At 58.0% G+C, this 25,585-nt stretch carries 22 protein-coding genes; 14 read left to right on the forward strand and 8 right to left on the reverse strand.

The features are described 5' to 3' along the window. Positions 1–666, reverse strand: a 666-nt coding sequence (locus tag ACW8F6_RS05450; RefSeq protein WP_491574839.1) for a TrmH family RNA methyltransferase, incomplete at its 3' end; no start/stop codon positions are given. Continuing rightward, on the reverse strand, positions 663–2,285 hold the full coding sequence (locus ACW8F6_RS05455) for an NAD(P)/FAD-dependent oxidoreductase (protein WP_491574840.1): 1,623 nt from the start codon (positions 2,283–2,285) through the stop codon (positions 663–665). The genes ACW8F6_RS05455 and ACW8F6_RS05450, both read right to left, overlap by 4 nt. Before the next feature lie 210 nt (positions 2,286–2,495). Here ACW8F6_RS05455 and rlmE point away from each other — a divergent pair, with 210 nt between their 5' ends. The 3 genes from rlmE to ACW8F6_RS05470 all read left to right on the forward strand — a co-directional run bounded on the left by rlmE (position 2,496) and on the right by ACW8F6_RS05470 (position 3,964). Further along, entirely contained in the window at positions 2,496–3,116 is a 621-nt protein-coding gene (rlmE, locus tag ACW8F6_RS05460; protein WP_491574841.1) for a 23S rRNA (uridine(2552)-2'-O)-methyltransferase RlmE, read from the forward strand. Between the two features lie 8 nt (positions 3,117–3,124). Further along, positions 3,125–3,343: a cysteine-rich CWC family protein gene (locus tag ACW8F6_RS05465; protein WP_491574842.1), complete on the forward strand. Its 219-nt coding sequence runs from the start codon at positions 3,125–3,127 to the stop codon at positions 3,341–3,343. A gap of 273 nt (positions 3,344–3,616) precedes the next feature. Continuing rightward, a complete protein-coding gene (locus ACW8F6_RS05470) occupies positions 3,617–3,964 on the forward strand; it encodes a hypothetical protein (RefSeq protein WP_491574843.1) in 348 nt (115 codons plus the stop codon). Between the two features lie 175 nt (positions 3,965–4,139). On the opposite strand, the gene ACW8F6_RS05475 is transcribed toward ACW8F6_RS05470, so the two are convergent. Both ACW8F6_RS05475 and ACW8F6_RS05480 read right to left on the reverse strand, forming a co-directional pair. Continuing rightward, positions 4,140–4,610, reverse strand: coding sequence for a hypothetical protein (locus ACW8F6_RS05475; protein ID WP_491574844.1), 471 nt, complete (start codon positions 4,608–4,610; stop codon positions 4,140–4,142). A gap of 270 nt (positions 4,611–4,880) precedes the next feature. Further along, positions 4,881–5,879: a CobW family GTP-binding protein gene (locus ACW8F6_RS05480; RefSeq protein ID WP_491574845.1), complete on the reverse strand. Its 999-nt coding sequence runs from the start codon at positions 5,877–5,879 to the stop codon at positions 4,881–4,883. A gap of 202 nt (positions 5,880–6,081) precedes the next feature. Between ACW8F6_RS05480 and aguB the strand changes: the two genes are divergently transcribed. Together aguB and aguA are read left to right on the forward strand one after the other, a co-directional pair. Continuing rightward, positions 6,082–6,960 carry an N-carbamoylputrescine amidase gene (gene aguB / locus ACW8F6_RS05485; RefSeq protein WP_491574846.1) on the forward strand — a complete coding sequence of 293 codons (879 nt, stop codon included), beginning with the start codon at positions 6,082–6,084 and terminating at the stop codon, positions 6,958–6,960. After that, a complete protein-coding gene (gene aguA, locus ACW8F6_RS05490) occupies positions 6,957–8,045 on the forward strand; it encodes an agmatine deiminase (RefSeq protein ID WP_491574847.1) in 1,089 nt (362 codons plus the stop codon). Before aguB ends, aguA begins: the two co-directional genes overlap by 4 nt. Here the strand turns inward: aguA and ACW8F6_RS05495 are convergent, their stop codons facing one another. Both ACW8F6_RS05495 and ACW8F6_RS05500 read right to left on the reverse strand, forming a co-directional pair. After that, entirely contained in the window at positions 8,046–9,209 is a 1,164-nt protein-coding gene (locus ACW8F6_RS05495; RefSeq protein ID WP_491574848.1) for a methyl-accepting chemotaxis protein, read from the reverse strand. It lies immediately after the preceding gene. Between the two features lie 131 nt (positions 9,210–9,340). After that, positions 9,341–9,715: a DUF3718 domain-containing protein gene (locus ACW8F6_RS05500; RefSeq protein WP_491574849.1), complete on the reverse strand. Its 375-nt coding sequence runs from the start codon at positions 9,713–9,715 to the stop codon at positions 9,341–9,343. 471 nt (positions 9,716–10,186) lie between these two features. On the opposite strand from ACW8F6_RS05500, the gene ACW8F6_RS05505 reads away from it, so the two are divergent. From ACW8F6_RS05505 to mrtJ, 7 genes are all read left to right on the forward strand, one after another. Next, complete coding sequence (locus ACW8F6_RS05505) at positions 10,187–10,624, forward strand: SRPBCC family protein (RefSeq protein ID WP_491574850.1); 438 nt, start codon at positions 10,187–10,189, stop codon at positions 10,622–10,624. Between the two features lie 109 nt (positions 10,625–10,733). Beyond that, on the forward strand, positions 10,734–12,794 hold the full coding sequence (locus tag ACW8F6_RS05510) for a M13 family metallopeptidase (protein WP_491574851.1): 2,061 nt from the start codon (positions 10,734–10,736) through the stop codon (positions 12,792–12,794). 204 nt (positions 12,795–12,998) lie between these two features. After that, a complete protein-coding gene (gene trhA / locus ACW8F6_RS05515) occupies positions 12,999–13,709 on the forward strand; it encodes a PAQR family membrane homeostasis protein TrhA (RefSeq protein ID WP_491574852.1) in 711 nt (236 codons plus the stop codon). 14 nt (positions 13,710–13,723) lie between these two features. Continuing rightward, positions 13,724–15,475, forward strand: a complete 1,752-nt coding sequence (locus ACW8F6_RS05520; RefSeq protein ID WP_491574853.1) for a hybrid sensor histidine kinase/response regulator — start codon at positions 13,724–13,726, stop codon at positions 15,473–15,475. A 258-nt stretch (positions 15,476–15,733) separates the two neighbouring features. After that, a complete protein-coding gene (locus ACW8F6_RS05525) occupies positions 15,734–16,459 on the forward strand; it encodes a hypothetical protein (protein ID WP_491574854.1) in 726 nt (241 codons plus the stop codon). A gap of 13 nt (positions 16,460–16,472) precedes the next feature. After that, positions 16,473–18,086, forward strand: coding sequence for a M4 family metallopeptidase (locus ACW8F6_RS05530; RefSeq protein ID WP_491574855.1), 1,614 nt, complete (start codon positions 16,473–16,475; stop codon positions 18,084–18,086). Next, positions 18,067–18,492, forward strand: coding sequence for a JDVT-CTERM system glutamic-type intramembrane protease MrtJ (mrtJ, locus tag ACW8F6_RS05535; protein ID WP_491574856.1), 426 nt, complete (start codon positions 18,067–18,069; stop codon positions 18,490–18,492). The genes ACW8F6_RS05530 and mrtJ overlap by 20 nt, the downstream gene beginning before the upstream one ends. 124 nt (positions 18,493–18,616) lie before the next feature. On the opposite strand, the gene ACW8F6_RS05540 is transcribed toward mrtJ, so the two are convergent. Further along, positions 18,617–20,257, reverse strand: coding sequence for an alpha-amylase family glycosyl hydrolase (locus ACW8F6_RS05540; RefSeq protein WP_491574857.1), 1,641 nt, complete (start codon positions 20,255–20,257; stop codon positions 18,617–18,619). A 382-nt stretch (positions 20,258–20,639) separates the two neighbouring features. Between ACW8F6_RS05540 and ACW8F6_RS05545 the strand changes: the two genes are divergently transcribed. Further along, complete coding sequence (locus tag ACW8F6_RS05545) at positions 20,640–22,322, forward strand: alpha-amylase family glycosyl hydrolase (RefSeq protein WP_491574858.1); 1,683 nt, start codon at positions 20,640–20,642, stop codon at positions 22,320–22,322. A gap of 134 nt (positions 22,323–22,456) precedes the next feature. Further along, entirely contained in the window at positions 22,457–23,917 is a 1,461-nt protein-coding gene (locus ACW8F6_RS05550) for an MFS transporter (RefSeq protein ID WP_491574859.1), read from the forward strand. 74 nt (positions 23,918–23,991) lie between these two features. Here the strand turns inward: ACW8F6_RS05550 and ACW8F6_RS05555 are convergent, their stop codons facing one another. After that, positions 23,992–25,491, reverse strand: a complete 1,500-nt coding sequence (locus ACW8F6_RS05555; protein ID WP_491574860.1) for a tryptophan halogenase family protein — start codon at positions 25,489–25,491, stop codon at positions 23,992–23,994. Positions 25,492–25,585 lie beyond the last annotated feature (94 nt).

Here is a 25,585-nt window from a genome sequence, read left to right on the forward strand (position 1 = left end):
CGATTCGATTTTACCTTGCCCGGCAATGGTGTAAGGCGAGGCCGACAACTGCTGCAAGGCTTCGCGCGGCACGCCCTGCGCCTCGTTGCCAAACAGGTAGCAGGCGTGCTCACTAAAGGACGCATCGGTGAGTGCTTGACCCTGCATATCCAGGTAGGCGACGCTACCGTAGCGACGCGCCAGCGCATCCAAAGTCACCTCCTGCTCCAGCGGTAGATGGAAAATTGCGCCCATGCTGGCGCGCACCACCTTGGGGTTGTAGGGGTCGACACTGCCCGGACTTAGCAGACACCGAAAGCCGCCAAACCAGGCCAGCGTGCGCAATATCGTGCCTAAATTACCCGGGTCTTGCACCTGCCAAAGGTAGATAGCCTGTTCGCCGGGCGCGCTGGTCGCCGGCAACGACTCTGGTAGCGGCACCACGGCGATGATGCCCTGCGGCGATTTGGTATCCGACAACTGCGCCATCTGGCGCTCGGTAATTATGTGCTTGGCAAAGGGCGACGGCCATTCGGCGTAGCGCTCGGTGACGTAGAGGACAATGCCCGACGCCTGTCCGTAGGCCTGTTGTAACTCCAACACCAGGTGCTCGCCCTCTACCAGGTAATGGCCCAGGGCGGCGCGGTACTTTTTGTGGTGCAGCTTTTTCAGGTCGTCAAATTTCATGGGGCCTCGCGGTCGGCCAGCAGCGCCTGTGCCAAGGCTTCAGCCACTTTAATGCCATCCACACCGGCAGACAAAATGCCGCCCGCGTAGCCGGCGCCTTCACCGGCCGGGTAGAGCCCGCGGGTATTGATGCTTTGCAGGCTGTCTTTGTCGCGGGTAATACGCACGGGCGACGAGGTGCGCGTTTCGATGCCGGTTAACACGGCGTCGTCGCGATCAAAGCCGCGAATTTGTTTGCCAAAGGCCGGCAGTGCTTCGCGAATGGCCTCGATGGCATAGGCCGGCAGGGAGGGCGACAGATCGCCCAGCTTGACGCCCGGCTTGTAGGAGGGCTCCACCTCGCCCCAAACCTGCGACGGCTGGGCGCGAATAAAGTCGCCAACCAACTGCCCCGGCGCGCAATAGTCTTCGCCGCCCAAGACAAAGGCCTGGCTTTCTAACTGCTCTTGCAACTCGACACCTGCCAATGGGCCGCCGGGGAAATCCTGCTCTGGGCTAATACCCACCACGATGCCCGCGTTGGCGTTGCGCTCGTTGCGCGAGTACTGACTCATGCCGTTGGTAACCACCCGGTTGGGCTCTGAGGTGGCGGCCACCACTGTGCCGCCCGGGCACATGCAAAAGCTGTACACGGCGCGGCCATTTTTTGCGTGGTACACCAATTTGTAGTCCGCCGCGCCCAGCTCCGGGTGGCCTGCGTATTTACCCAGCCGCGCCCGGTCGATCAGCGACTGCGGGTGCTCGACGCGAAATCCGATGGCAAAGGGCTTGGCCTCCACGTGCACGCCGCGCCCGTGCAACATGCGAAAGGTATCGCGCGCACTGTGGCCGAGTGCCAACACCACATAACGACTGTGCAGTTGGCTGCCATCGGCCAATTGCACGCCGGTCACCCGCCCGGCTTCCAGCAGCAGATCCGACACCCGCGACTCAAAGCGCACCTCGCCGCCCAAGGCTCGAATTTCCTCGCGCATGGCTGCCACTACCCCGGTCAACCGGAAGGTGCCGATGTGGGGTTTACTGACGTACAAAATTTCCTCGGGCGCGCCGGCGCGCACAAATTCGTGCATCACCTTGCGGCCATAGAACTTGGGATCTTTGATTTGGCTGTACAGTTTGCCATCGGAAAACAGGCCTGCACCGCCCTCGCCAAACTGGACATTGGATTCGGGCGTTAGCGTTTTTTTGCGCCACAGCGCCCAGGTATCTTTAGTGCGCGCGCGCACCTCTTTGCCGCGCTCGAGCACGATGGGCTTAAAACCCATTTGCGCCAGGGTCAGGGCAGCAAACAAACCACAGGGGCCAAAGCCAATAATAATGGGCCGCTCCTGTAGATTGGCGGGCGCCTGGGCGACGGGGTAATAGGCGGTGTCGGGCGCAGGGTTAACGTGCTTATCGCCACTGCAGCGCGCCAGCACGGCATCGGCATCGCGCACCGCCACATCCACAATGTACACAAACTTGATTTCACTGTTTTTCTTGCGCGCATCGTAACTGCGTTTAAACACCACCAGATCCAGCAGATCGCTGTCTGCCAGGCCCAGACGGGCAAGTACAGCAGCGCGCAGTGCCGCGGGCGGGTGGTCGAGGGGCAAGGCAAGTTCGGTAATACGAATCATAGGGCTTCCTGGCCGGTGACTCCGGCAAAGGTGACTGGGGTAGCGCTGGCTCAAGCTCATTGTAGCCAAGGCCGCCGATTGTACCCGGCGCGAATAGAATTGCCAGCGGCCGTGCCAGCGCCAGAGTTTTGAAGCCTTAACGCCAGGCGCGTACAATGGCCGGCAGCCCGCACTGGGCCGACACCACCTTCAACAACCCCGGAACACCCCATGGCCCGATCAAAAAGCAGCAACCGTTGGCTGGAAGAGCATGTTAACGACCCCTATGTGAAAAAGGCCCAGGTGGACGGCTACCGCTCGCGCGCCAGTTATAAACTGCTGGAGCTAAACGCCAAAGACAAGCTGATTCGTCCGGGCATGTTGGTGTTGGATTTGGGCTCGGCGCCGGGCGGCTGGTCGCAGGTGGCCGGTCACTTGGTGGGGCTTAAAGGCCGGGTCATCGCCTCGGACATACTGCCCATGGACGCGCTGGAACAAGTGGATTTTATTCAGGGCGATTTTACCGAACAGAGCGTCTTTGACCAGATCATGTCCGCACTGGGTGGGGCCCAGGCTGACCTGGTGATCTCCGATATGGCGCCCAATATCAGCGGCGTCGACGCCGCCGACCAGGCCGCTTCTATGTACCTGGTGGAGCTGGCGCTGGACATGGCGCAACAGGTGCTCAAACCCAAGGGGAATTTTTTGGCCAAGGTCTTCCACGGCGAAGGCTACGATCAATACATAAAGGATGTGCGCGCCGTATTCGATAAAGTGGTCATTCGCAAACCCGATGCCTCGCGCGCGCGCTCGCGCGAGGTGTATGTGGTGGGCAAAGGCCTGAAGCGCTGAATCCGTCGATGGCCGACTTCCCGCCCGCCTCGAGCTCGCCCTCACGCTGCCCAAGCTGCGGTGCCGATAACCGCTGCGGCCGCCTGCAAGATCCACAGGCGCGCGACTGCTGGTGCCGACAAGAAACCTTCACCCGCGATCTCTGCACCGCCACCCCAGCGAGCGCCTGTATCTGCCAAGCCTGCGCGCAAGCCGCACGCAAGGCACAAAATTCGCCAAACACTTAACGGCGCTATTGTCCCGCGCCGCCACCCTGTCCGTTCCGACACAGCAACGATCGCCCAACCTTGCGCCAAAAAAGGGCGCGAAAAATAAAAGCACCATCCTTGTGCACGATCGCGGGACGCTACCTACCATCGCCTTGGGGTAACACCCTACACTCAGAAATAATTGAAACAAATTTTCATTATTTTTGATTTTTTGTTGCACATAAAAATATTTTTTACGCACTTTGAAAAGTTGGCACACAGGCTGCAAAGACATTTTCGTAGTCAGGCGACATGCCGCTGAAAGAAATTTTTTATTGGAAAACCGAAGAGGTAATTGCCATGAAAGTTATGACCCGTGTTTCAACTCTCGCTTTACTACTTGCGGCAAGCAGTGCCTTTGCCAGCACCTGTGACACAGCTGCACTACCAAGTGCGCCCAGCATACCCGCCGCCACCGAGCGCGATACCGCCAGCATGCTCGCCGCTCAGGAAAGCGTGAAGAGCTACATCGGCGCCACCAAAAATTATCTGAAGTGTGTGCGTTCATCGCGCACGCACAATGCGCTGGTCGACAAGGTGTACGCCGTCGCCGACGAGTACAACAGCGCGCTGCAGGAATTTAAAGCCAGCACCCGCTAAACCGAATTAACCCGCGCTGCAGGCGTGTAGCGCACCCAGGGGTTTACGTTGTTTCATTGCTCTCCTGCTGTCGACCATTGACAGAACGGCGTATCAATTGCAAAACGCTTACTGGGTTTTGCAATTGACCGCCGGCTTTTCACATTCTATTTTCCGTAATTTCTTATCCACATTGTCAGTGTTTTGTTTCGCCACAACCCGTGTGTGACACTGCGTGCGCGTTGCTCGAAAAATCCATCGAAAACCTTCGCGAGCGAGCATTTATAAAGGGCGTTAGTTTATCCAGCTCGCGCGCCAGCTCTGCGCGCTTTTCGCAGGTTAGAGGTGCACGTTGTTTTTGGTGCAAATAATTGTGCGTAAAGCGCAATGCTTCCTGCACCGCTGCACCACCCTCTGGAACCGCCAACCATAAGTGCAAAGTGCGCACCAGTTGCGCGTCGCTAAACACACTTAATATACCGCGCTCGGCGTCGTTCAACCGCAGACGCGCAATATCAAAGGCACTGGCGTAAGCCTGGTGAACAGCACGCCAATCGCCCGAGCGCGACCACTGAGACGCGTTATTGAGCGCACTCAGCCAATAGGCGTGCGCCAGTGCCGCCGAGCGCGCCACCTGCGCCTTGTGATATCCACATAAACCTCGCATCTTTCACCTCCTGTTGTGGCCGTCTTGCAGCCCGTCATTAACCGCGCCACGGCAAAGCCATTAATTGATAATGATTATCATTTGCATGATAATCTATCGGATAGTGACACTTGGCGCAAGACAAAACATTCAGGAGGCGCACAATGACGCAAGCCCACGGAGAAAAGCTCATCGTAGAAATTGCCGCACCGGCACTGCAGCGCTTAATGGCAGAGGGAAAATTGGCGGCGGCAGACTTTCGCTGCTGCCGCCGACAGGACCGCGCGCAAATTAAACGCTGGTGCCTGGAACACGCGTGCCGTCAATCGCGGCATCCAACAGTGCCCGGGTAAACCCGTCGCTGTCCACGGGGGTGCGGGTCAAGAGTTCCACTCTGGAATCCAGTGATTCGAGCACAAACTGCTGTGACAAAACGCTGTCGGCTTGATTAAACGCCACCCAGCCGTCGGCGGTGCGCATGACTCCTTTTAAGCGCTCGCACAGCAAGCCGCCAAACAACAGTTCAAGCTGGCTTAAGTCGAAACACAGCGACGGGCGAAAGGCCAAGCCTTGGGCGGTAAAGCCCTCGGCTTGGCGGGAGTGGTAGACGTAACCCGCTCGATTGTACACCGGCGCCAGGGTGAGCAGCGGAGCCGCTGAGGGTAACTCGCGGGCCTCGGGCAGGGACGGCGAGGCGTGCGTTACTTGATCGATAAAGTCGGCCTGGCCCTGGCGCACCGGCTGAATTGGTACGCCCGTTACGCCCAATGTGTCGGCGTAGGCCTGTAACCGATTGAGCAGTGCCGGCTCGTAGAGATCTGCCTTGGCGGCCATGAGTCGGTCTGCCACGGCCAGCTGTTCGTTAAACAGCGGGTGATCGGTATAGCGCTCATCGTCGAGCTTGCGGGGGTCCACTAGGGTAAAGGTGGTTCCCAAGCTCAGGTGGCCCGCGTACTGGGGTTCTTGCAACTGTTGCAAAATGGCTTTGGGGTGGCCCAGGCCCGAGGGTTCGATTAGTAATCGCTGCGGTTTTACCCGCCCGATCAATTGCTGCAGCGCCAGTTTAAAGGGCAATCCATTAGCACAGCACAGGCAGCCGCCCGGCACCTCTTTGATGGCGACGCCACCCTGCTGCCCAGTCGCCAACAGCGCGCCGTCCAGCCCCAGTTCGCCAAATTCATTCACCAGTACCGCCCAGTTTTCGGCGCTGGGCCTGTGCTGCAACCAGTGTTGGATCAGGGTGGTCTTGCCCGCACCCAAAAAGCCGGTCACCAGGTTTACCCGCGTCATGCCATCTCCTTTACGTTTATCCTGGGGTAGCTTAAGGGTGCGACAACTGCGGCTACCCTGAGCAGGCCATTTATTCTGGCCAAAAAAGAGCGCTACACTGTGCCTTTAGCCGAGCTTTACGTCTACCCTGCTGCCGGTGCGCCCAGCGCACCGAAAGCTATTCGCCACTCGCAAGTGGCGCTCACGCATTAGGAGAAACTGCATGTCCCGCAAGGTTACTGTCGCCGCCACACAAATGGCGTGTTCTTGGGATCGCGATGCCAATATCGCCAAGGGCGAAAAGCTGGTGCGCCAGGCGCACGCTCAGGGCGCGCAAATCATATTGTTGCAAGAGTTATTTGAGACCCCCTACTTTTGCCAAAAGCCCAATGCCGATTACGCCCAGCTGGCCACCGAGCTGGGCGCCAATCCCGCCATTGCCCACTTCCAGAAAGTGGCCAAGGAGCTGGCGGTGGTACTGCCCATCAGCTATTTCGAGCGCGCCGGTCGGGCCCGCTACAACTCCATTGTGGTGATCGATGCCGACGGCGAAATTTTGGGCAACTACCGCAAGAGCCATATCCCCGACGGCCCCGGCTACCACGAAAAGTACTATTTTAATCCCGGCGACACCGGCTTTAAGGTGTGGCAGACCCGCTACGCGAAAATTGGCATTGGCATCTGCTGGGATCAGTGGTTCCCAGAGTGCGCCCGCGCCATGGCTCTGAAGGGTGCGGAGCTGTTGTTCTACCCCACCGCCATAGGCACCGAGCCGCACGACCCCACCATCAGCTCGCGCGACCACTGGCAGCGGGTGCAACAGGGTCACGCCGGCGCCAACCTGATGCCGCTGATCGCCTCTAACCGCATTGGCCGGGAAGATCAGGAGGATTACCACATCACCTTCTACGGCTCTTCGTTTATAGCCAATCAGTTTGGCGAGAAGGTGTGCGAGGCCGACGAGACCAGTGAAACGGTACTCACCCACAGCTTTGATTTGGACGAGCTAGAGAAAATCCGCACCGCCTGGGGCGTATTCCGCGACCGGCGCCCTGCCCTCTACAGCCCCATTGCCACACTGGACGGTGACTTGCCCGCATGAATACACCCAAAGCCGACGGTTTCGCCATGCCCGCCGAGTGGGCACCCCAGCAACAGGCCTGGATGATTTGGCCCGAGCGCACCGACAATTGGCGCCTGGGCGCCAAACCAGCCCAGGCGGCCTTTATGGCGGTGATGCGCGCCATCGCACGCTATCAACCGCTGAGTGTAGGTGTATCGCACGCCCAATTTGAAAACGCCAGCGAACAACTGGCCGATGAGCCCAATATTCGGCTGGTGGAGCTATCCAATAACGACGCCTGGGTGCGCGACACAGGCCCCACCTTCGTGCGCAATCCCGCGGGCGAAATACGCGGCGTCGACTGGTGCTTTAACGCCTGGGGCGGTTTGCAGGGCGGACTCTATTTTCCCTGGGATAAAGACGATCAGGTGGCGCGCAAAATTTGCCAACTGGAAAAGGTAGCGCGCTATCGCACCGAAGGCTTTGTGCTGGAGGGCGGCTCGATTCATGTGGATGGCGAAGGCACGCTGATTACCACCGAGGAGTGCCTGCTCAACGGCAATCGCAATCCACACTTAACCCGCACGGCCATAGAGGCACAGCTGGCAGACTACCTGGGCATTGAAAAAGTGCTTTGGCTACCGGACGGCCTTTACAACGACGAAACCGATGGCCACGTGGACAACTTCTGTTGCTTTACCCGCCCGGGCGAGGTCTTACTGTGTTGGACCGATGATCCCGAGGACCCGAATTACAACCGCGTACGCGCGGCGCTGGCTGTGCTGGAGACCCACACAGATGCCAAGGGACGCAAGTTAAAGGTGGTGAAAATGCCCATTCCCGGGCCGCTGTTTGCCACAGCTGAAGAGTGCCAGGGCATCGACCAAGTGGCCGGCACGCAGCCGCGCGATCCAAGTATTCGCCTGGCGGGCTCCTATGTGAATTTTCTGATTATCAACGGCGCGATTATCGCCCCAAGCTTTGACGACCCAAAGGATGCCGAGGCCGAAAAAATTCTGGCCAAGTGCTTCCCCGGGCGCGATATCGTGATGGTCCCCGGGCGCGAAATACTGCTGGGCGGTGGCAATATTCACTGCATTACCCAGCAGCAACCCGCACCTTGATCAGGTGGTAAAGACATCCACTTTGGCGCGCAGATCCTGCACGGTTTTGGAGAGATTGTTGGCGATAGTACCTAGCTCGCCAACGTCTTTTTCCGATAGATCGGCGGCGGACGCCAACTGTTCAACCTCGGCCAGCACCTCGTCCACCTTTTTATTCACCGAGTGAATATTGGAGTGGCCCTTCTCCGACCGCTGCCCGGTAAGCTGCGCCACCTCCTGCATCACATCGCAGGCACTGACAATGACATCGCTGGCCTCGCGGGATGAAATACTCAGGGCCTCCAGCGAACTTTTTTGCTGATCGACCTTTTTACCAGCGGCGTCAATGGCGTTGGTAATGGCCGAGATAATTTCGTTGATCTCGGTCAAGCTGTTTTGCGTGGATTGCGATAGGCCGCGCACCTCATCGGCCACCACCGAAAATCCCCTGCCGTGCTCGCCGGCGCGCGCCGCTTCGATAGCCGCGTTAAGTGCCAACAGGTTTGTTTGATCGGCAATGCCATTGATCACCGCCAGAACGTCTTTAATTTTTAATGCATTGGCAGACAGCTTGGCAAAGTTTTCGGTAATTTCATTACTGGCGCGCACATGATCGTCCACCATTTCGGCCATGGCGCCAATATTGGTGCGCGATGCCTGCAGCTGCTGGTTGGCGTCGGTCACTTGGTTATTGGTTTGCTCGGCGCGCTGACTGATGGATTGAGTGAGGGCGTGCATCTCGTGCATATGATTGCGCGCCCGAGCCACCACGGCCACCTCTTCGCGTACCCGACGGCCCATGGAACGGCTGGTTTCAGTCAGGTGTTTGGCGGCTTCTTCGTTGGTGGCAGCCGCGCGTTTTATCTCGCTTAACGCCCCGTGAATCTGGCCCCGAAAGGTATCGATGGTTTGCACGATATCGGCCATTTCCGAGTTGAGCGAGGTATTGACCTCACACTCCACCGTCAGATCCTTGCGGGCAAAATGCTGAAAGTACTCCCCCACCTGTTGCAGGGCGTCTACGCCCCAGCGCTTCTCGTCGATGTCGTGTATCACCAACACCGCCACTAGCAGCCCCTGAATAATTAAACTGGGGGTATTATCTGTAAAGAAAACCGCATTAATCAGTAACAGGCCGATCCCCACCCAGTGGACCAGGCGCATTCGCATAAACAGTGACGTCATAACTCCCTCGAGCCTAAAGGCATAGCAACGTCTTTCAGGCTAGCACACAGCGGAAAAGCGACAAGGTTATTGCAACAAATGTGCAATAACCTTGTGGGAGGTAAGGATAATTTACGCGCCACATGGGCAGTTTAACGGCTGGCCACTTCCTCGGTGGTAATGGTTTGTTGCCCGTAGAATTTCGGCGTCAGGTAGCCCACCACTTTATTGGCCTGCACCTCGTGCGCAAAGCTTAGCAAGTTCTTATCGTTGCACTGGTAGAAGGTGTGCGCGCGTGGACGATCGATAGGGACAACACCACGGTAGAGCGAATGGCGCAGTTGCGAAGGCTGGTCGCGCACAATGGCTTTACACACGCCAGCGGCTTCGTTATCGGCCACAATATACAACTTGCCATTGCGCTCGATGCGCGTATCTGCGCTGGCCATGGCCGCACCCGCACAGAGGGCGGCGCCGGTAAGCAAGCTAATCATTAAGGGGCTAAATGTAGCGGTAAGTGATTTCATGATGACGCTCCTGTGACTCGTTTTACATTCTGATTTGAAGAAAGCGTTGGCCTCGCCGTCGTTTGACGAGTTAGATTCAGTATCGCGATTTTCACCGCGAAAAGTAGATGATTTCGGCCAATGGGCGCGATGCATCGGCCAACACAATAGCCGCGATAAAGCGACGGTTAACAGCGCCGAGCGCTGCGATGAACGGCCATTTTTTGCGCTCAATCTATTCGCCTAAGGGCGCCGCTGCTCCCGCGCGACAATCAGTGAATTGCAGCGAAGTTTTATATAGCCCAACCCGGCCGGCGCGCGCTGCATTTTTAAGTGAATGGCACGCAGCGCCTCCAGGGCACACCTATTTTTGCCATGCAGTTGGCAGCGGGCTGCGACCAAAGACAATGCCACTGTGCAACTGCCCCTTGTACGACAGGCATCGCCATTGCCATACTCCCACTTTGCATAGCGCAGCCTTTGGAGCCATTCGTGTCACGCCAACAACTGAGACTGGACTACGCCTTTCACTGCTCGGCCCAAGCCCTGTTTGACCGACTCACCGACCACGAGGGCTTTGGCCGCGCCATAGGCCAAACCATCACGCGAGTCATCGATGGACCGGCCCATTCGCCCAATGGTCTGGGCGCAGTGCGCCGCATCCATCTGCCGCTGGGCCTGAGTTTCGAAGAGACGGTGACCGCCTTTGAGGCGCCACACCGCATGGAGTACCGGGTTAGCCGCGGCAGTCCGGTGAAAAACCACTGGGGCCAATTGTTGATCACCGCCACAGACACAGGTTGCCGTTTGGTCTATCGAATCGATTTTGCACCGCGGCTGCCGGGCACCGGCTGCCTACTTGGCTGGCTGATCGAACGCCCCATTGCCAAAGCCCTAGCGCGGCTACAGGCGGAATATGCCCGCAGCTGAGGTTGTGCGTTTTGTCCGCCGGCTCGTCACATAGGCAGCGGCCGGCGCGGACAAGAGGCAAAAACCCACCGGCACACAATAACAACCCGATATAGAAGAAGGACTTCCGATGACAGCCTTTCGTGTAAAGCCCCTGGCGGCCCCCCTACTGGCGGCGCTTGGTAGCCTGTTGCTGGCGTGCAGCCCAGAGCAGGGGAAAGAATCAGAAACCGCCGCACCCAAACCCGCGCTGAGCGCTGGTATCGAGCGCACCAATGCCGACCCCAGCGTCGCCGCGCAGGACGATTTTTACCGCCACGTGAATGGCCAGTGGTTAGCCAAGACTGAAATCCCCGCCGATAAATCGAATTACGGTTCCTTTGGCATATTGGCGGACGCCGCTGAAATGCAGCTGCGCGCCATCATTGAAGAAGCCGCTGCACAGCCCGCCAAGGCCGGCACCGAGGCGCAAAAAGTCGGCGATTTTTTCAAAAGCTACATGAACACCCAAAAGCTGGAAGAGCTGGGCATGGCACCCATCCAGCCCTGGCTGGCAGAGATAGACGCGCTCGACAGCAAAGACGCACTGGTAATCTGGTTCGGCAAGGCCGCCCGCGCCGGCATTAAGACGCCGGTGGTGACCTTCATTAATCAGGACAAGCGCGACGCCACCCGCTACGCCGTCTACACCTATCAATCGGGCCTGGGGCTGCCAGACCGCGACTACTATTTCAAAGAAGACGAGAAGAGCGCCGGCCTGCGCGACGCCTACAAATCTCACATCGGCGCCCTTTCGGCCCTGGCAAACCTAGAGGTTGACGCCGAGGCGATTTACGCCATTGAAGCGGCACTGGCCAAGGGCCACTGGGCGCGCGTGGACAACCGCGATCCGGTTAAAACCTACAACAAAATGCCGCTGGCCGAGCTCAGCACCCTGTCTGACAAGGTCAACTGGGCCAGTTGGACGCAAGCCTTGGGTATTGATAAAGAGGCGGACATCATTGTCTATCAACCGTCTTATCTCACAGCTTTTGGCGATGCTCTCGACCAATACGCGCTAGCGGACTGGAAAGCCTACGCCAAGTGGCGTCTGCTGTCGGGCGCAGCGCCCCTGTTGAGTCAACGCTTCGACGACGCCCACTTTGATTTTTACAGCAAAACCTTGCGCGGTGTGGAAGCCCAGCAAGCGCGCTGGAAACGTGCGGTGCAGTTTACCGACGACGTCATCGGCGAGGCCGTGGGCAAAATCTACGTGGAGAAACACTTCCCAAAAGAAGCCAAGGCGCGCATGGAACAGCTGGTGAAAAACCTGCTGGTGGCCTTCGGCCAAGGGATTGACGACTTGGAGTGGATGTCGCCCGACACCAAAGTGGCAGCGCGAGAAAAGCTGTCCAAGTTCACCTACAAAATCGGCTACCCGGACAAATGGCGCGACTACAGCTCGCTGACCATTCGCCCAGACGACCTGTTTGGCAACGCCGAGCGCGCCTCAGTGTACGAGTACGAGCGCAATCTGGCCAAACTGGGCCAGCCCATCGATAAAACCGAATGGCACATGACGCCGCAAACGGTTAACGCCTACTACAACCCCGTGGCCAATGAAATTGTGTTTCCGGCGGCTATTTTGCAACCGCCATTTTTTAACATGGCCGCAGACGACGCGGTAAACTACGGCGGTATTGGCGCTGTGATCGGCCACGAAATTGGCCACGGCTTCGACGACTCGGGCTCGCAATACGACGGCGACGGCAATCTGCGCAACTGGTGGACCGATACAGACCGCGAAGAGTTCGACAAGCGCACCCGCGCGCTGGTGGAGCAGTACAACGCCTTCGAACCACTGCCAGGCCAGTTCGTGAACGGCAAATTTACCCTGGGTGAAAACATCGGCGACCTGGGCGGGCTGACTATCGCGCACAAGGCCTACCAATTATCCCTTAAGGGCCAGCCAGCGCCGGTGATCGACGGGCTCACGGGCGATCAGCGCTTTTTCATGGGCTGGGCACAGGTATGGGCTCGGAAATACCGCGACGAAGAACTGTCGCAGCGTCTGATCACCGATCCGCACGCGCCCAGCGAGTTTCGCGTCAACGGCATTGTGCGCAATATGACTGAGTTCTACGGCGCCTTTGAGGTGGAGCCCGAGCACAAGCTTTACCTCGCACCCGACCAGCGTGTAAAGATCTGGTAGCAAATATTGAGTATTTGTCTTGATCTACCGTGAAAAGCAAAGGGGAAGCCAGCTTCCCCTTTTTTTATGGGGGCAATTTGTGTTTATACTGACTGGGCGCAAGCCGGCCTGTTGCTATACTGATACCGAAAACAGCGCCAGCCGGTTGCTCCGCACCCCCACTGGTCGTCAGCGACACACAGGCACTACGCGAACACAGGCAATATGATCCAAGATAATCCATCGCCCACCGGCGCAGAATCCGGTTCAGCCACGCCCACCGAGCCCCAAATGAAAGAGCCTACCCACACGCACTACCCCCTTGCCGAAGAGCTGGCCAACAGTATCAGCCACGGCCTGGGCGCCGCATTGAGCGTCGCCGCACTGACCCTGATGGTGGTGGTTTCCGCCACCGCGGGCGACGGCTGGAAGCTGGCCAGCGCCATTGTCTACGGCTCGACGCTGGTGCTGTTGTTTTTAGCCTCCACCCTTTATCACGCCATCGTCAATCGACGCGCCAAGCAGGTGTTGCGCATTATCGATCACTGCGCCATATACCTGTTAATAGCCGGCACCTACACGCCATTTCTGCTGATCAACCTGCGGGGCGCCTGGGGCTGGACACTGTTTGCCGTGATCTGGAGTCTGGCGCTATTCGGCATCTTTTTTAAGGCCTTTTACCGCCACCGGTTCCCGCGCCTATCGCTGTTGACCTACATCATGATGGGCTGGCTGATCATTGTGGCTATTTCCGAGATGATTGCCAAAGTGCCCTCCGGCGCGCTGTGGCTGTTATTGGCGGGTGGGCTGACCTACACGGTGGGCGCCATCTTCTACAGCTGGGAGCGCATTCCCTTTAACCACGCCATCTGGCATGTTTTTGTGCTGGGCGGCAGCACCTGCCACTTTCTGGCCATCTATCTGTACGTGATGTAGCACCCAGTGACACCATGAACTACACGCCTCCCAGTGCCGGCGGACAAGCGCTCAGCACGCCTGAGCTGCAGGAAATTCTGCATTTACTGGCCAAACAGAGCCGGCGCGTCCCCATTGCCAAGGTGCCTTCTGTTTTACTGATTGTGGCCCTGGCCTGGAGCCATGCGGCCCACAGCCTGCTGCTCCTGTGGGCCGGCTACATGGTGCTGCTAATGGGATTGCGCGGCTGGCTGCTGCACGACATTCACCTGCGCTACCAAAGCCAGCCGGCGCGCGGCATTCGCCTGGGGGTGTGGTTGAGTTTGCTCAACGGCTTGGGCATGGGCGCCTCGGTGGCGCTCTTCCCGGACTTGCCCGAGGTCGAGCGGGCCATGCACACCCTATTGTTACTGGGCCTGACCACGGGCGCCATTGCCACCACCGCCGGCCACATGGGCCTGTTTTTATCCTACGCCATTCCCGTGATGGCACCCCTGGTCATCCTGTGGGGCGCCGTGGGCGGTACCCCCGCCAGCCCCTGGATTGGCCCGGCTATTGGCCTGTTAATCGCCATGTTCCTGGCGATGATGGTGTCGCTGGCACGCGATACCGCCCGCCTGTATCGCGAGTCCTACCGCATCCGCTCCGAACAGGCCGCCACCAATCAGCAATTGCAACAAGCCCTGTCGGAGGCCGAGGCCGCCAGCCACGCCAAGACCCGCTTTCTCGCCAGTGCCAGTCACGATTTACGCCAACCCATCCACACGCTCAGCCTGTTTTCGGCGGCCCTGTCGCGGCGCTCGCTGGATAGCAAAAGTCGGGAAATCGCACTGCACATGGAGGGTGCCATCGACACCTTGGCGGCCCAGCTGGATGCACTTCTCGATATTTCCAAACTGGACGCCGGCATCGTGTCCGCTAATCCCAAGCCCACCGAACTGCGCAAAATGCTGGCGCGCCTGTACGAGGAGCACATTCACAACGCTCGGCAAAAACAACTGCACTTGGGGGTATCCGAACTGCAGGAAGTGACTGTCAACACAGACCCCGTCCTGCTCGACCGGATACTGCGCAACCTCATTGGCAATGCCATCAAGTACACAGACCAGGGCGGTGTGGATATTGAAATGGCCGTGACGCCCGCGCAGGTGGCCATTAGTGTGGTCGACAGCGGCCGAGGTATTCCCGCCACCGAACAGCAGCGGATCTTTGAGGAGTTTTACCAGCTCGACAATCCCGAGCGCGATCGCGCCAAAGGCCTGGGTCTGGGCTTGGCCATCGTCAGTCGTCTGGCAAAATTGCTGGATATTCAACTTGCACTCGACTCAACGCCCGGCAAGGGCACACGTTTTACCCTGACGCTTGCGCGCCAGCCCCAGGACGCGCCCTCGCCGATGGCTGACCCGCAGCCCGAAGTGGCCTGGTCGCAGCTGACGGTGCTGGTGGTGGATGACGATCCAGCGGTGCGCGCGGCCATGACCGCGCTCTTGCAAGAGCTGGGCTGCACCGTGCTAAGCGCCGACGGCGTGGCCACGGCCAACGAGCAGTTACTGGCCCAAACACCCGATCTGCTGTTATCCGACATGCGTTTGCGCGGCGCTGAAAATGGCCTCGATGTGGTACACGCGGTGCGCGCGCAACTTCCCAAGCTACCGGTGCTGCTGGTAAGCGGTGAAACCGCGCCCGACGCGCTGCTAAAAATGGAACAGTCGTACCTAAAAACCGTACACAAACCGGTGAGCCTCGCCGGCCTACGCCAGGCCATAGGCGACCTTTTAACCCAATAAAATCAACTGCTTAAGGAAAAATTTACGGCAGCGCGCCGGGCCTATTGCAGCCGGCGTGTAAATTTCAATGGCGGCATTGCACGCCAGCTTTGTTGTTACTGGCGCCGCTTTGCCGGCGCACCCCTGCCGTGGCATTTAGCACCTTCGTCAGAGACGACGACTGCTCGCTTTTCGCGGCCCCCCCAAGGGGTCTAATATAACGAGATCTAACCGACGTGAGCCCGCTCTGCGCGCGCCACCGGACCAAAGGAGTAGTCGATGCCCAACCCATTGATCACTGGCCTGCTGGCGGGCCTGTTTGCCGCGCACCTGAGCGCTAACCCCGTGGATAATCTGCAGGCGCGCTACCCTGCCGCTCAGCTGCAGGTGCACACCAATGCCGAGGCGCAACCGCAGGGCATTTTCTACCTGCGCGGCACGCTGGATGTCCAGGTACCGGCCGCCGCCGCATTGCAAGGGGCGGGCCAAAGCCGAGACCCGGCCCTGGCCAAGGCCCAACAGTTTTTTAGGGATAACCCGGACTTTTTTGCCGCCGGCGCCGAGGAGATGCAGCTGCACAAGCGCAACACCGATAAATTTGGCAACCAACACCTGCGCTTTTACCGGACGCTGGCCGGCATTGCGGTGGCCGATATGGAAGTGCTGGTGCACCTGAACCCGGCCGGCGAAATCACTGGCGTGAATGGGCACATAGTAAGACCGTCCGAGGCGTTGCTGGCCCATATGGCGCGCGGCGCCAGTCCACAGTTGTCCAAGCTGGACGCCCTGCAGCGAGTGGCGCAACTGCGCAATACCACCTTGAACGAGCTGAGGTTATTACGAGCGGATTTGCGGCTGACCAACGAGGCACCTCACCTGCGCTGGCATTTGGATATCAACCCTCTGCGCAATGTCGGACGCTTCAGCTACTGGCTGGACGCTGAAACCGGCGCGCTTATCGATGTGCAAAACACCCTGCGCCATCCCATTCCCTTAAACCGCTAACCGGAGCCTCCCCATGAAGTCGATTTTATCCGGCCTGGCCGGTTTACTGCTGGCCAGCCACGGCTATGCCGCGAGCCTTGCCAAAGGTCAAATAGCGCAATTCAGCTTTCCTATGACCGCGGGCACCAGCTACGAAGTGGGTTTTAACGCCACCAACAGCTGCCCCAACAGCCTGAGTAAAACCTGCTGTGTGCTGCTGGTAAACAGCAATGGCAGCCTGCCCACCAACAATAGTTTTGAACTGTTTGTGGCCGCACCCACAACCGACGTAGCCAGCCTGGTGGTGGATGCCGTCGGCGATGGCACACTTCGCGCAGCGGTTTATGCCATCGAGGCCTGCGAGTACAACGAGCCCGCCATCCTCGCCGAACGCAATACTGCCGATACCCTGCAATTTGGCACCGGCACCGGTCAGCTAGGCAACAGCTACGACGCCATTCCCACCACTCAGGTGGCCATAGACGATGGTTATATGTTGCGCGACATCAGCCGGCGCGCCAATTTGGCCAGTGTACCGGGCAATCCCAATACCGGCACCATGCCTGGCTACGGGGAAATCAGTGCGCGCCGCACCTTTGGCTACTGGCAAAGCATCGACCTGTTTCTCACCGATAATGCCAAAGACAGCGATAACGCCTGGGATACACCTGCGCAAACTGAACTGGTGGACGCGCTGATGAACTCCGGCAAGGTCTACGACTACTGGCGCTCGGTGTTAAATTTCAACAGTTTTGACAATGCCGGTGCGCCCATGCACGCCCAGACCAATGCGCCCTATCCGCCCCAACCGCAACAGTTCTGCGGCAGCACCTACCCGGCCAATTCGCTCTACAACGCCTTTTGGGACGGCTACGAAATTGTGTTTACCCCGCGCGATTTCACCGACATAGGCGGTAGCTACTACGCCCACAGCCTAGCGGCGGCCCTGGACGTTACCGCCCACGAGTGGGGCCACGCCATTTCCGATCGCGCCGTCAACCTGGCCTACCAGCGCGAGTCAGGTGCACTCAACGAAGCCTACTCTGACTGGATGGGCGTAGCGGTGGAATTTGCCAACGGCGAAGACAACTGGACCCTGGGCGAGGGCGTGGAAACCATCCGCGATCTGGCCAACCCCAAAGCCTTTGAACAACCCGATGTCTATCAGGGTCAATACTGGGTAAATACCGACACCATTAGCTGCCCGACGCCAGATGTCTGTTTTAACGACTATTGCGGCGTGCACACCAACAGTGGTGTACCCAATAAAATGTTCCACCTGCTGGCCGCCGGCGGCACCCACAATGGCGTCACGGTGACCGGTATCGGTGTCGATATGGCCATTCAAATCGCCACCGATGCCCTGCACAACTACTGGACCGCCAATGAAACCTTTGCCGGTGCCCGCGCCGGCATGGAAGCTGCCGCGGCCAATTACGGCACCAATGCCGTAACCCAGGTGCAACTGGCCTGGAAATCCGTAGGCGTTGGCGAGACCGCCGAAACCCCGCTACAGCGTTTCAGCAAAGGCGGTAGCGGCGGCGGCTGCGCCACCGGCAGCGGCTCTCCCGCCGATCCCACGCTGTGGTTACTGCTGGCATTGGCTGGCCTGGGGCTGGCGCGACGCCATGTCAAAGCCGGCGCCTAAGCGCTGGTGGACCGACCGGCAGTGGCTATTGGCCCTGTCGGTGGGCGTGGCCCTTGCACTGCTGGCCGGTCTCTTGGTCAGTACCGCGCTGGCGCCGGTACAGTGGGTACTACTGCTATTGGTGTACCCGCCGCTGGAAGAATATGTGTTCCGCCAACTCATACAACCTCTGATACAGCGCCACTGGCCCCTTTGCTGGCGCCAGTTGAGCTTGGCCAATATCACCACCAGCATTCTGTTTACCCTGGCACATGTGGCCGGTCGCGGTTTAAATCCCTTTAGTCTGTCCGTTTTTTTCCCCTCCCTGGTGTTTGGTTATTTTCGCGAGCGACACCAGCAGCTGGCCAGCCCTATCGCCCTGCACATGACCTTCAACGCCGCATTTTTAACTACTGCAACACTTTAATCGGCGCGGCCGGTTTTTTGCCTAAAACAAAAAAAACCCGGCAAAGCCGGGCTCAAGACGAGAGTACGTATGAAACTTTCTGAAGGAGATCAGTCAGTTCGCGGTACAAGAGACAAAACGAGGATCAACGCAAATAGGTGCCTCCAAAGGCGGGCAGTTGCAGACTTTGGCCCTGCAGCTGTGCGCCCTCCAGGCCGTGCCCGTCTAGCAGGCTAAGCCCGTCGGGCAAATTAATGTGTACGGTTTTTTCGGTCAGATTAAACGCTGCCCACAGGCGCTGATCCGGCGCGTTGCGATCGAAGCGCTCAATCAGTAAACACCCCTCGGGCGCGTCGGCAAAACGGATATCGCCGCCGACCAGCAACGGCTGAGATTTACGCCAGGCCATAAACCGCCGATAGAAATGCAACATCGAATCGGCATCCTGTTCTTGCACATCCACCGCCAATTCGCGGTGAGCATTGGGCACCGGCAGCCAGGGCTTGGCCGTGGTAAAGCCCGCATGCTCGGCATCCGATTGCCAGGGCATGGGCGTCCGACAACCGTCGCGCCCCTTGAAGTTGGGCCAAAAGGTAATGCCGTAGGGATCTTGCAGGTCTTCGTAGGCGATGTCGGCTTCGGTCAGCCCCAATTCCTCGCCCTGGTAGTAACACACACTGCCGCGCAGCGAGGCCACCAGCGCGTGCAGCATTTTGCCCAGATCGGGTCGGTAGCCACCACCCCAGCGGCTCATCACCCTCACCACATCGTGGTTTGACAAAGACCAACAGGGCCAGCCCTGATCCAGACTCGCCTCAAGATTTTCCACGGTGCTGCGAATGTGCTTGGCGCTAAACTCGGGCACCAGCAGCTCAAAGCTGTAAGCCATATGCAGCCGCTCGTTGTTGGCGGTGTACTCGGCCATGGTGGCCAGGCTGTCCTCCGAGGAGATTTCGCCCAGGGTAACCGCGCCAGGGTAGCGGTCTATCAGTTTGCGCAAACGCTCCAAGAACGCCAGGTTTTCGGGCTGGGTGTTGTTGTAGTAGTGGTATTGAAACGCATAGGGGTTGTCTTCACTAAAACCCCGGCCCTGGCGCTCTGCCACCGGTTTGGCCGGGTTGTCGCGCAGCTGCTTATCGTGAAAACAAAAGTTAATAGCGTCTAGACGCAAACCGTCTACGCCGCGCTCTAACCAAAACTCCACTTCCGACAGAATCTGGTCCTGCACGGCGGGATTGTGAAAATTTAAATCTGGCTGACTCTTCAGAAAGTTGTGCAAGTAGTACTGGCCCCGGCGCGGCTCCCACTCCCAGCCGCAGCCGCCAAAAATAGAAATCCAGTTGTTGGGCGCCGTGCCGTCGGGCTTAGCGTCGGCCCACACATACCAGTCGGCTTTGGGGTTATCGCGGCTGGCGCGGCTCTCTTCAAACCAGGCGTGCTGATCGCTGGTATGGCTCAGCACCTGGTCAATCATGACTTTGACATTGCGCTGGTGCGCGGCGCTGATCAATTCGTCCAGATCTGACAGCGAACCAAACAGCGGGTCCACGTCGCGGTAGTCGCTGATGTCGTAGCCAAAATCTTTCATGGGCGACTTGAAAAAGGGCGAAATCCAGATGGCATCCACGCCGAGACTGGCGATGTAATCCAACTTATTGATAATGCCGCGAATATCGCCAACGCCATCGCCGTTGGCATCCATAAGGCTGCGCGGGTAAACCTGATAAATTACCGCACCGCGCCACCAGGGGCTCTGAATGGCGTTCGCCTCGCTAGCAGTAGACATAGTAACCTCTAAATTCTGACGGTCTTGCCCGGTCGATGACGGCTGCTCTCAGCAATCCGTGACAGCGACATACCGCACCCCGATTGGCCCGGACAATTCGTTATTGTTTTCGATAGGTCAAACATACTGGAGCGGTGCAAAGCTCAGCAAGGGACTACATACGTATGCATGGATGACAAGTTTGTTCAAACGCACGCAAGTGCCATGAATACGTATGTATTTGCCGTCAGAACATAGGCCCACGCGGGGCTTTTGGATAACCTATGGCGGTATTGTGATTGTTAGTCCTCTCGTCCTTGCGCCCGCACTCAGGGGAAGTTACCTGGGCTGCGGGTCATTTTTTGGACCGCCAGTTAATCGGGACGCCCACGAAGGAAGTGCAATGAAAATAATGAAAACCGCCTTGTTTGCCGCTATAAATCTGTCACTGTTGGCGGCCTGTCAGCCCGACCAGCCCGCGCCCTCGGCAGGCACAACTGCGATTGTGCCCATTGTTGGCACTCAGGAACCCTGGGCCAGCGAAGCGATTTACTTTGTATTGACCGACCGTTTTGTGGACGGCGATCCCTCAAACAATTACGAAGATCAGGGCCGCGCCATTGGCGACGGTCGCTGGCACACCTTTAACCGCCACTTCGACGGTCCCAGTGGCCGCAGTGCCAATGTGGGTTACATGGGAGGCGATTTCAAAGGCCTGCTAAACCACGCAGATTATATTGCCGACATGGGCTTCACGGCCCTGTGGATGACCCCCATTATCGACAACCCAGACGCCGCCTTTAACGGCGGCGACCCGGTGGGCTACGACCAGTGGGGCGACGGCGGCAAAACCGGCTTCCACGGATACTGGGGCGTAAACTTCTATCAACTGGATGAACACTTGCCGTCTAAAGACTTGGACTACCGGCAGCTGAACCAGGCGCTCAAGACCCAGCACGGGTTGAAGACCGTATTGGATATTGTGGGCAACCACGGCTCGCCCTCCTACACTGCGCCCGAGCAAATCAGCAATTTTGGCAAGCTGTTCGACAATGACGGCGAACTGGTGGCCGATCACCAAAATCTGCACCCCTCGGAACTGGATGCCGACAACCCCTTACACCAGTTTTTTAATCAAAAGCCCGATGTAGCGCAGCTGTCTGACTTCAATGAAAACAACCCGGCCGTGGTGGATTACTTGGTTGGTTCCTACCTGCACTGGATCGACCAGGGCGCCGATGCCATTCGCATCGACACTATAAAACACGTGCCGCACCACTTTTGGAAAACCGTCACCGATCGTATTCGCGCCCAACACCCGGGCTATTTTCTGTTTGGTGAGTCCTGGAACTACGATGCCCATTTTATTGCCGAGCATACGCGGCCCGAAAATGGCGGTGTCAGCGTTTTGGACTTCCCGCTGCAACAGGCCATGTTCGCCATGTTTGGCCAGGAACAAGCGCCCTATACCAAAGCTCTGGACGCACTGCATTTAACCGATGGTCTGTATCACAACGTTTACGAGCTGGTTACTTTTTACGACAACCACGATGTGCAGCGCTTGGACGCCAGCGACCAGGGCTTTATCGACGCCAACAACTTCTTGTTTACCGTGCGCGGTATTCCGCAGGTGTACTACGGCTCGGAGATGGGCTTTGAGCGCGGCATGAAAGAGCACCAGGGCTCGCGCAACTATTACGGCACGGACAACATTGCGCGCGCACAGCAGCACGCCATTTACAAAGCGCTAAAAAACGTTGCGCAGTTGCGTAAAAACTTGCCAGCACTGCAACGCGGTGTGCAAGTCAATCTCGAGTTTACCGAATCCACCGCTGCCTTTTTGCGCATTATAGAAACACAAGATCTTCAACAAACGGCCTTGGTGTTGCTAAATAAAGGTGACACACCTGCGCGCTTTGCCATCGACACCCTGTTAAGTCAGGGCACCTGGGCTGCACAATTTCGCGACCAAAGTGTCGAGGTTAGCCAAGGCTTAACCACCACTGTAGCCGGCCACGGAATTGAAGTGTTTGTCTTTAATGGCGCCACCAACAACGCCGAACTTTTAGAATTATTGAATCACTGATTTGTGATGCACCGCTTGGGGCCCCAGGGCCCCTCTTTTTTCCACCAGCGCCGCATTGCAAACCGCTACACTCAGTACAACCGCTGAATGCAGACGCAACTCAAATTAGACCATAAAGACAATAAGGTAGTCCCATGAGCCAAACTCCCGTTAAGCAACCCACGCTGCCGTTTTGGCAGGTTTGGAACGTCAGCTTCGGCTTTTTAGGTGTGCAATTTGGCTTTGCCATGCAAAATGCCAACGTCAGCCGCGTGCTGTCGGACTTAGGGGCGGATCTTCACTCGCTGTCGCTGTTTTGGCTGGCGGCACCGGTGATGGGCCTGATCATCCAGCCCATTGTGGGCGCCGCTTCCGACCGCACCTGGAACCGCTTTGGTCGCCGCCGCCCGTATATTTTGGGGGGCGCCATTGCAGCGGCCATCGGCATGGTATTAATGCCCAACGCGCCCTTGTTTGTGGCGCTGATGGCGCCCATGATTTTCGGCGGCATTATGCTGGCGCTGATGGACGGCGCCTTTAATGTCACCATGCAGCCGTTCCGCGCGCTGGTGGCCGACATGGTACCCAGCGAGCAACGCACCCTTGGCTACGCCATTCAGTCGCTGTTAATTAATATCGGCGCCGTTATCGGCTCGATCCTGCCGTTTTTGCTCACCAATGTCATTGGCCTAGAAAATTCCGCTGCCGTGGGCGAAGTGGCACCTTCAGTGACCTGGGCCTTTTACCTGGGTGCCACTGTGCTGTTTGGCAGCGTGCTGTGGACGGTGATTCGCACCAAAGAATACCCGCCCGAAGAGTACAACGCCTACAAGGGACTCGATGCCGATGCGCTGGCACACGCCAATCGCCCGCGCCCGTTGAGCCAAAAACTCGGCGAGTTTTGGCATTTGTTTATCAATATGCCCAAGACCATGCGCCAGCTCGCATTGGTGCAATTTTTCAGCTGGTTTGCGCTGTTTATAATGTGGGTGTACACCACGCCCGCCATTACCCAGTACGTTTGGGGAGTAGACGCCAAATGGTTTGACCCGACGTTTTTAAGTAGCCTGGATGCCATTCCAGCCGACATTGCCGCCGCCAAAGGAGCCGCGGGTGACTGGGTGGGTATTTTATTTGCTGGCTACTCTCTGTTTGCCGCCATCTTTTCCGTGTTAATGAGCAAATTTGCCAAAGCGCTAGGCCGAAAACCGGTGTATGCCCTGTCGCTGCTGGCCGGTGGCCTGGGTTATTTGAGCTTTATTTTGTTCCAGGCCGGCGCGCCCACCCTGGTGAATTTGGGCTTCACCCAGGTGACGGTGCCCGCCGGTGCTCTTGGATTAATCGTGCCCATGATCGGAGTCGGCATTGCTTGGGCGGCCATTCTTGCCATGCCCTACGCAATTTTGTCCGACTCATTGCCGGCCGACAAAATGGGCGTGTACATGGGAATATTCAACTTCACCGTTGCTGCGCCCCAGATAGTATCGGGCCTGTTGGCCGGCTGGATTCTTAACAACCTGTTCGACAACCAAGCCATTTACATTATTTTAATGGCCGGTGTGGCCATGGTACTGGGTGCGATATCGGTCTTTTTTGTGAAAGAAGGCGACCGCTAAGAGCGACGCCTACTTACCGCCATTTAAGATGCCGCCGCAGATCATCTGCGGCGGTATCTTATTGCGCGATACGTTTAACGAGCGCCGCGCTCAGTTTTGGTGAGCTCGGCCGCCAGAGGAAAATTCAGCGCGCAAGCCGAAAGAAACGCAGCGACCTCCGCCTGCGGATAGCGATAGGCTTTGGGCGTACCCTCACGCAGTTGCGCCATCTCGGGAAAGAGCCCCATACCCGCCAGTAAACTGTACCAAGACATGGCCGTGTAATGGCGATCCAGATCCCACTGTGCGATAACCGGCGCCAGCGGTTCACCGCTGTGCCAAGCCGCTAGCAGCGCCGCCAGCGCATCGGGTGGTTCGACGCTGGAGGCATCGCACCAGTAGTCGGTATCGCGCCGTTGGCTGCACACATAGTGCGCTACTATGTAATCGCGCACACCGTCAAATTGCGCATTGATGCGCGTATTAAACGCCGAGCGGTTTTGCACACTAAAACCGCCCAACTCGAAGGCGTCGATAAATTGTTCGAGCGTGGACTGCACCAAATTGAGCGCGGTGGCCTCCAGCGGCTCGATGAATCCTTGCGACAAACCCACAGCCAGACAATTGTGGTGCCATTGGTGTTCGCGTCTACCCACGCGCATCTGCAGCAGGCGCGCGTCGCCCTGTTCGGCGTCCAGCGCGCGGCGCATTTCTGCCTCGGCCGCGGTATCGGACAAATGTTGACTGCTGTACACATAACCCTGCCCCATGCGTTGGCGCAAGGGAATCTGCCAGAGCCAGCCGGCACTCATAGCGGTGGCGCGCGTTTGCGGTTTAAACGCGGCGGGCGCACTGGTGGCCAGCGCCAACGCCCGATCGTTCAATAGTTGGTGGCTGTAGCTGTGCCACTTGTCTTGCAAGATTTTTTCAATGAGCAGGGCAGCAAAGCCGCTACAGTCTATGAAAAAATCGCCCGTGATAGTTTCGTCAGTGTCGGTCTTTAGGCAGACCAGATCGCCAGCGCTATTGCGCTCGGCGCTCGTTATGGCCGCCTGCTTGTGGAGCACGCCCAAACAACTGGCGCGCGCTTTCAGAAAAGCCGCCAGCCGTGTGGCGTCGAAGTGATAGCCGTAACCAATCGCAAAGGGAAAATTTAGGCCCGCCTTTGGCAGGCGGCCCGCCCGCGCCAAATAGGCATTAATGTAGTAGTCATCCGGGTGCGCGTTTTGTCGCACACCTTTACGCTTTACATCGGCGTTATAGAAAAACGCCGGCTCGGTGTGTAGATCCAGCGCGCTGTCAAAGGCGTGAAAATAGCGTTCATAGCCAGGCCTGCCAGACCAGCCGGAAAATTCGATACCTGTTTTATAGGTGGCCTCGCAAGCGGGCATCCAGTCGTCTTCGGCAATGCCCAGGTAATCAAAATACTTTTTCAGTGCCGGCGTAGAACCCTCGCCCACGCCGACGCTCGGAATAGTGTCCGACGCCACCAAGGTAAAGGTGAAAGGGTAGTCGCGCCAAGTGTGGGCCATTAACAGCGCCGCCATCCAACCTGCAGTACCGGCACCCACAATAACAATATTCAATGGTTTCACGCAGTGATTCCTCCTCGCTCGCCACCGAGGGCATAAAAAAACCCCGACGCTACCGACCGGGGTTTAAACGAGCAATGCTATTGAGCAATTACCG

Source organism: Simiduia sp. (assembly GCF_058345725.1).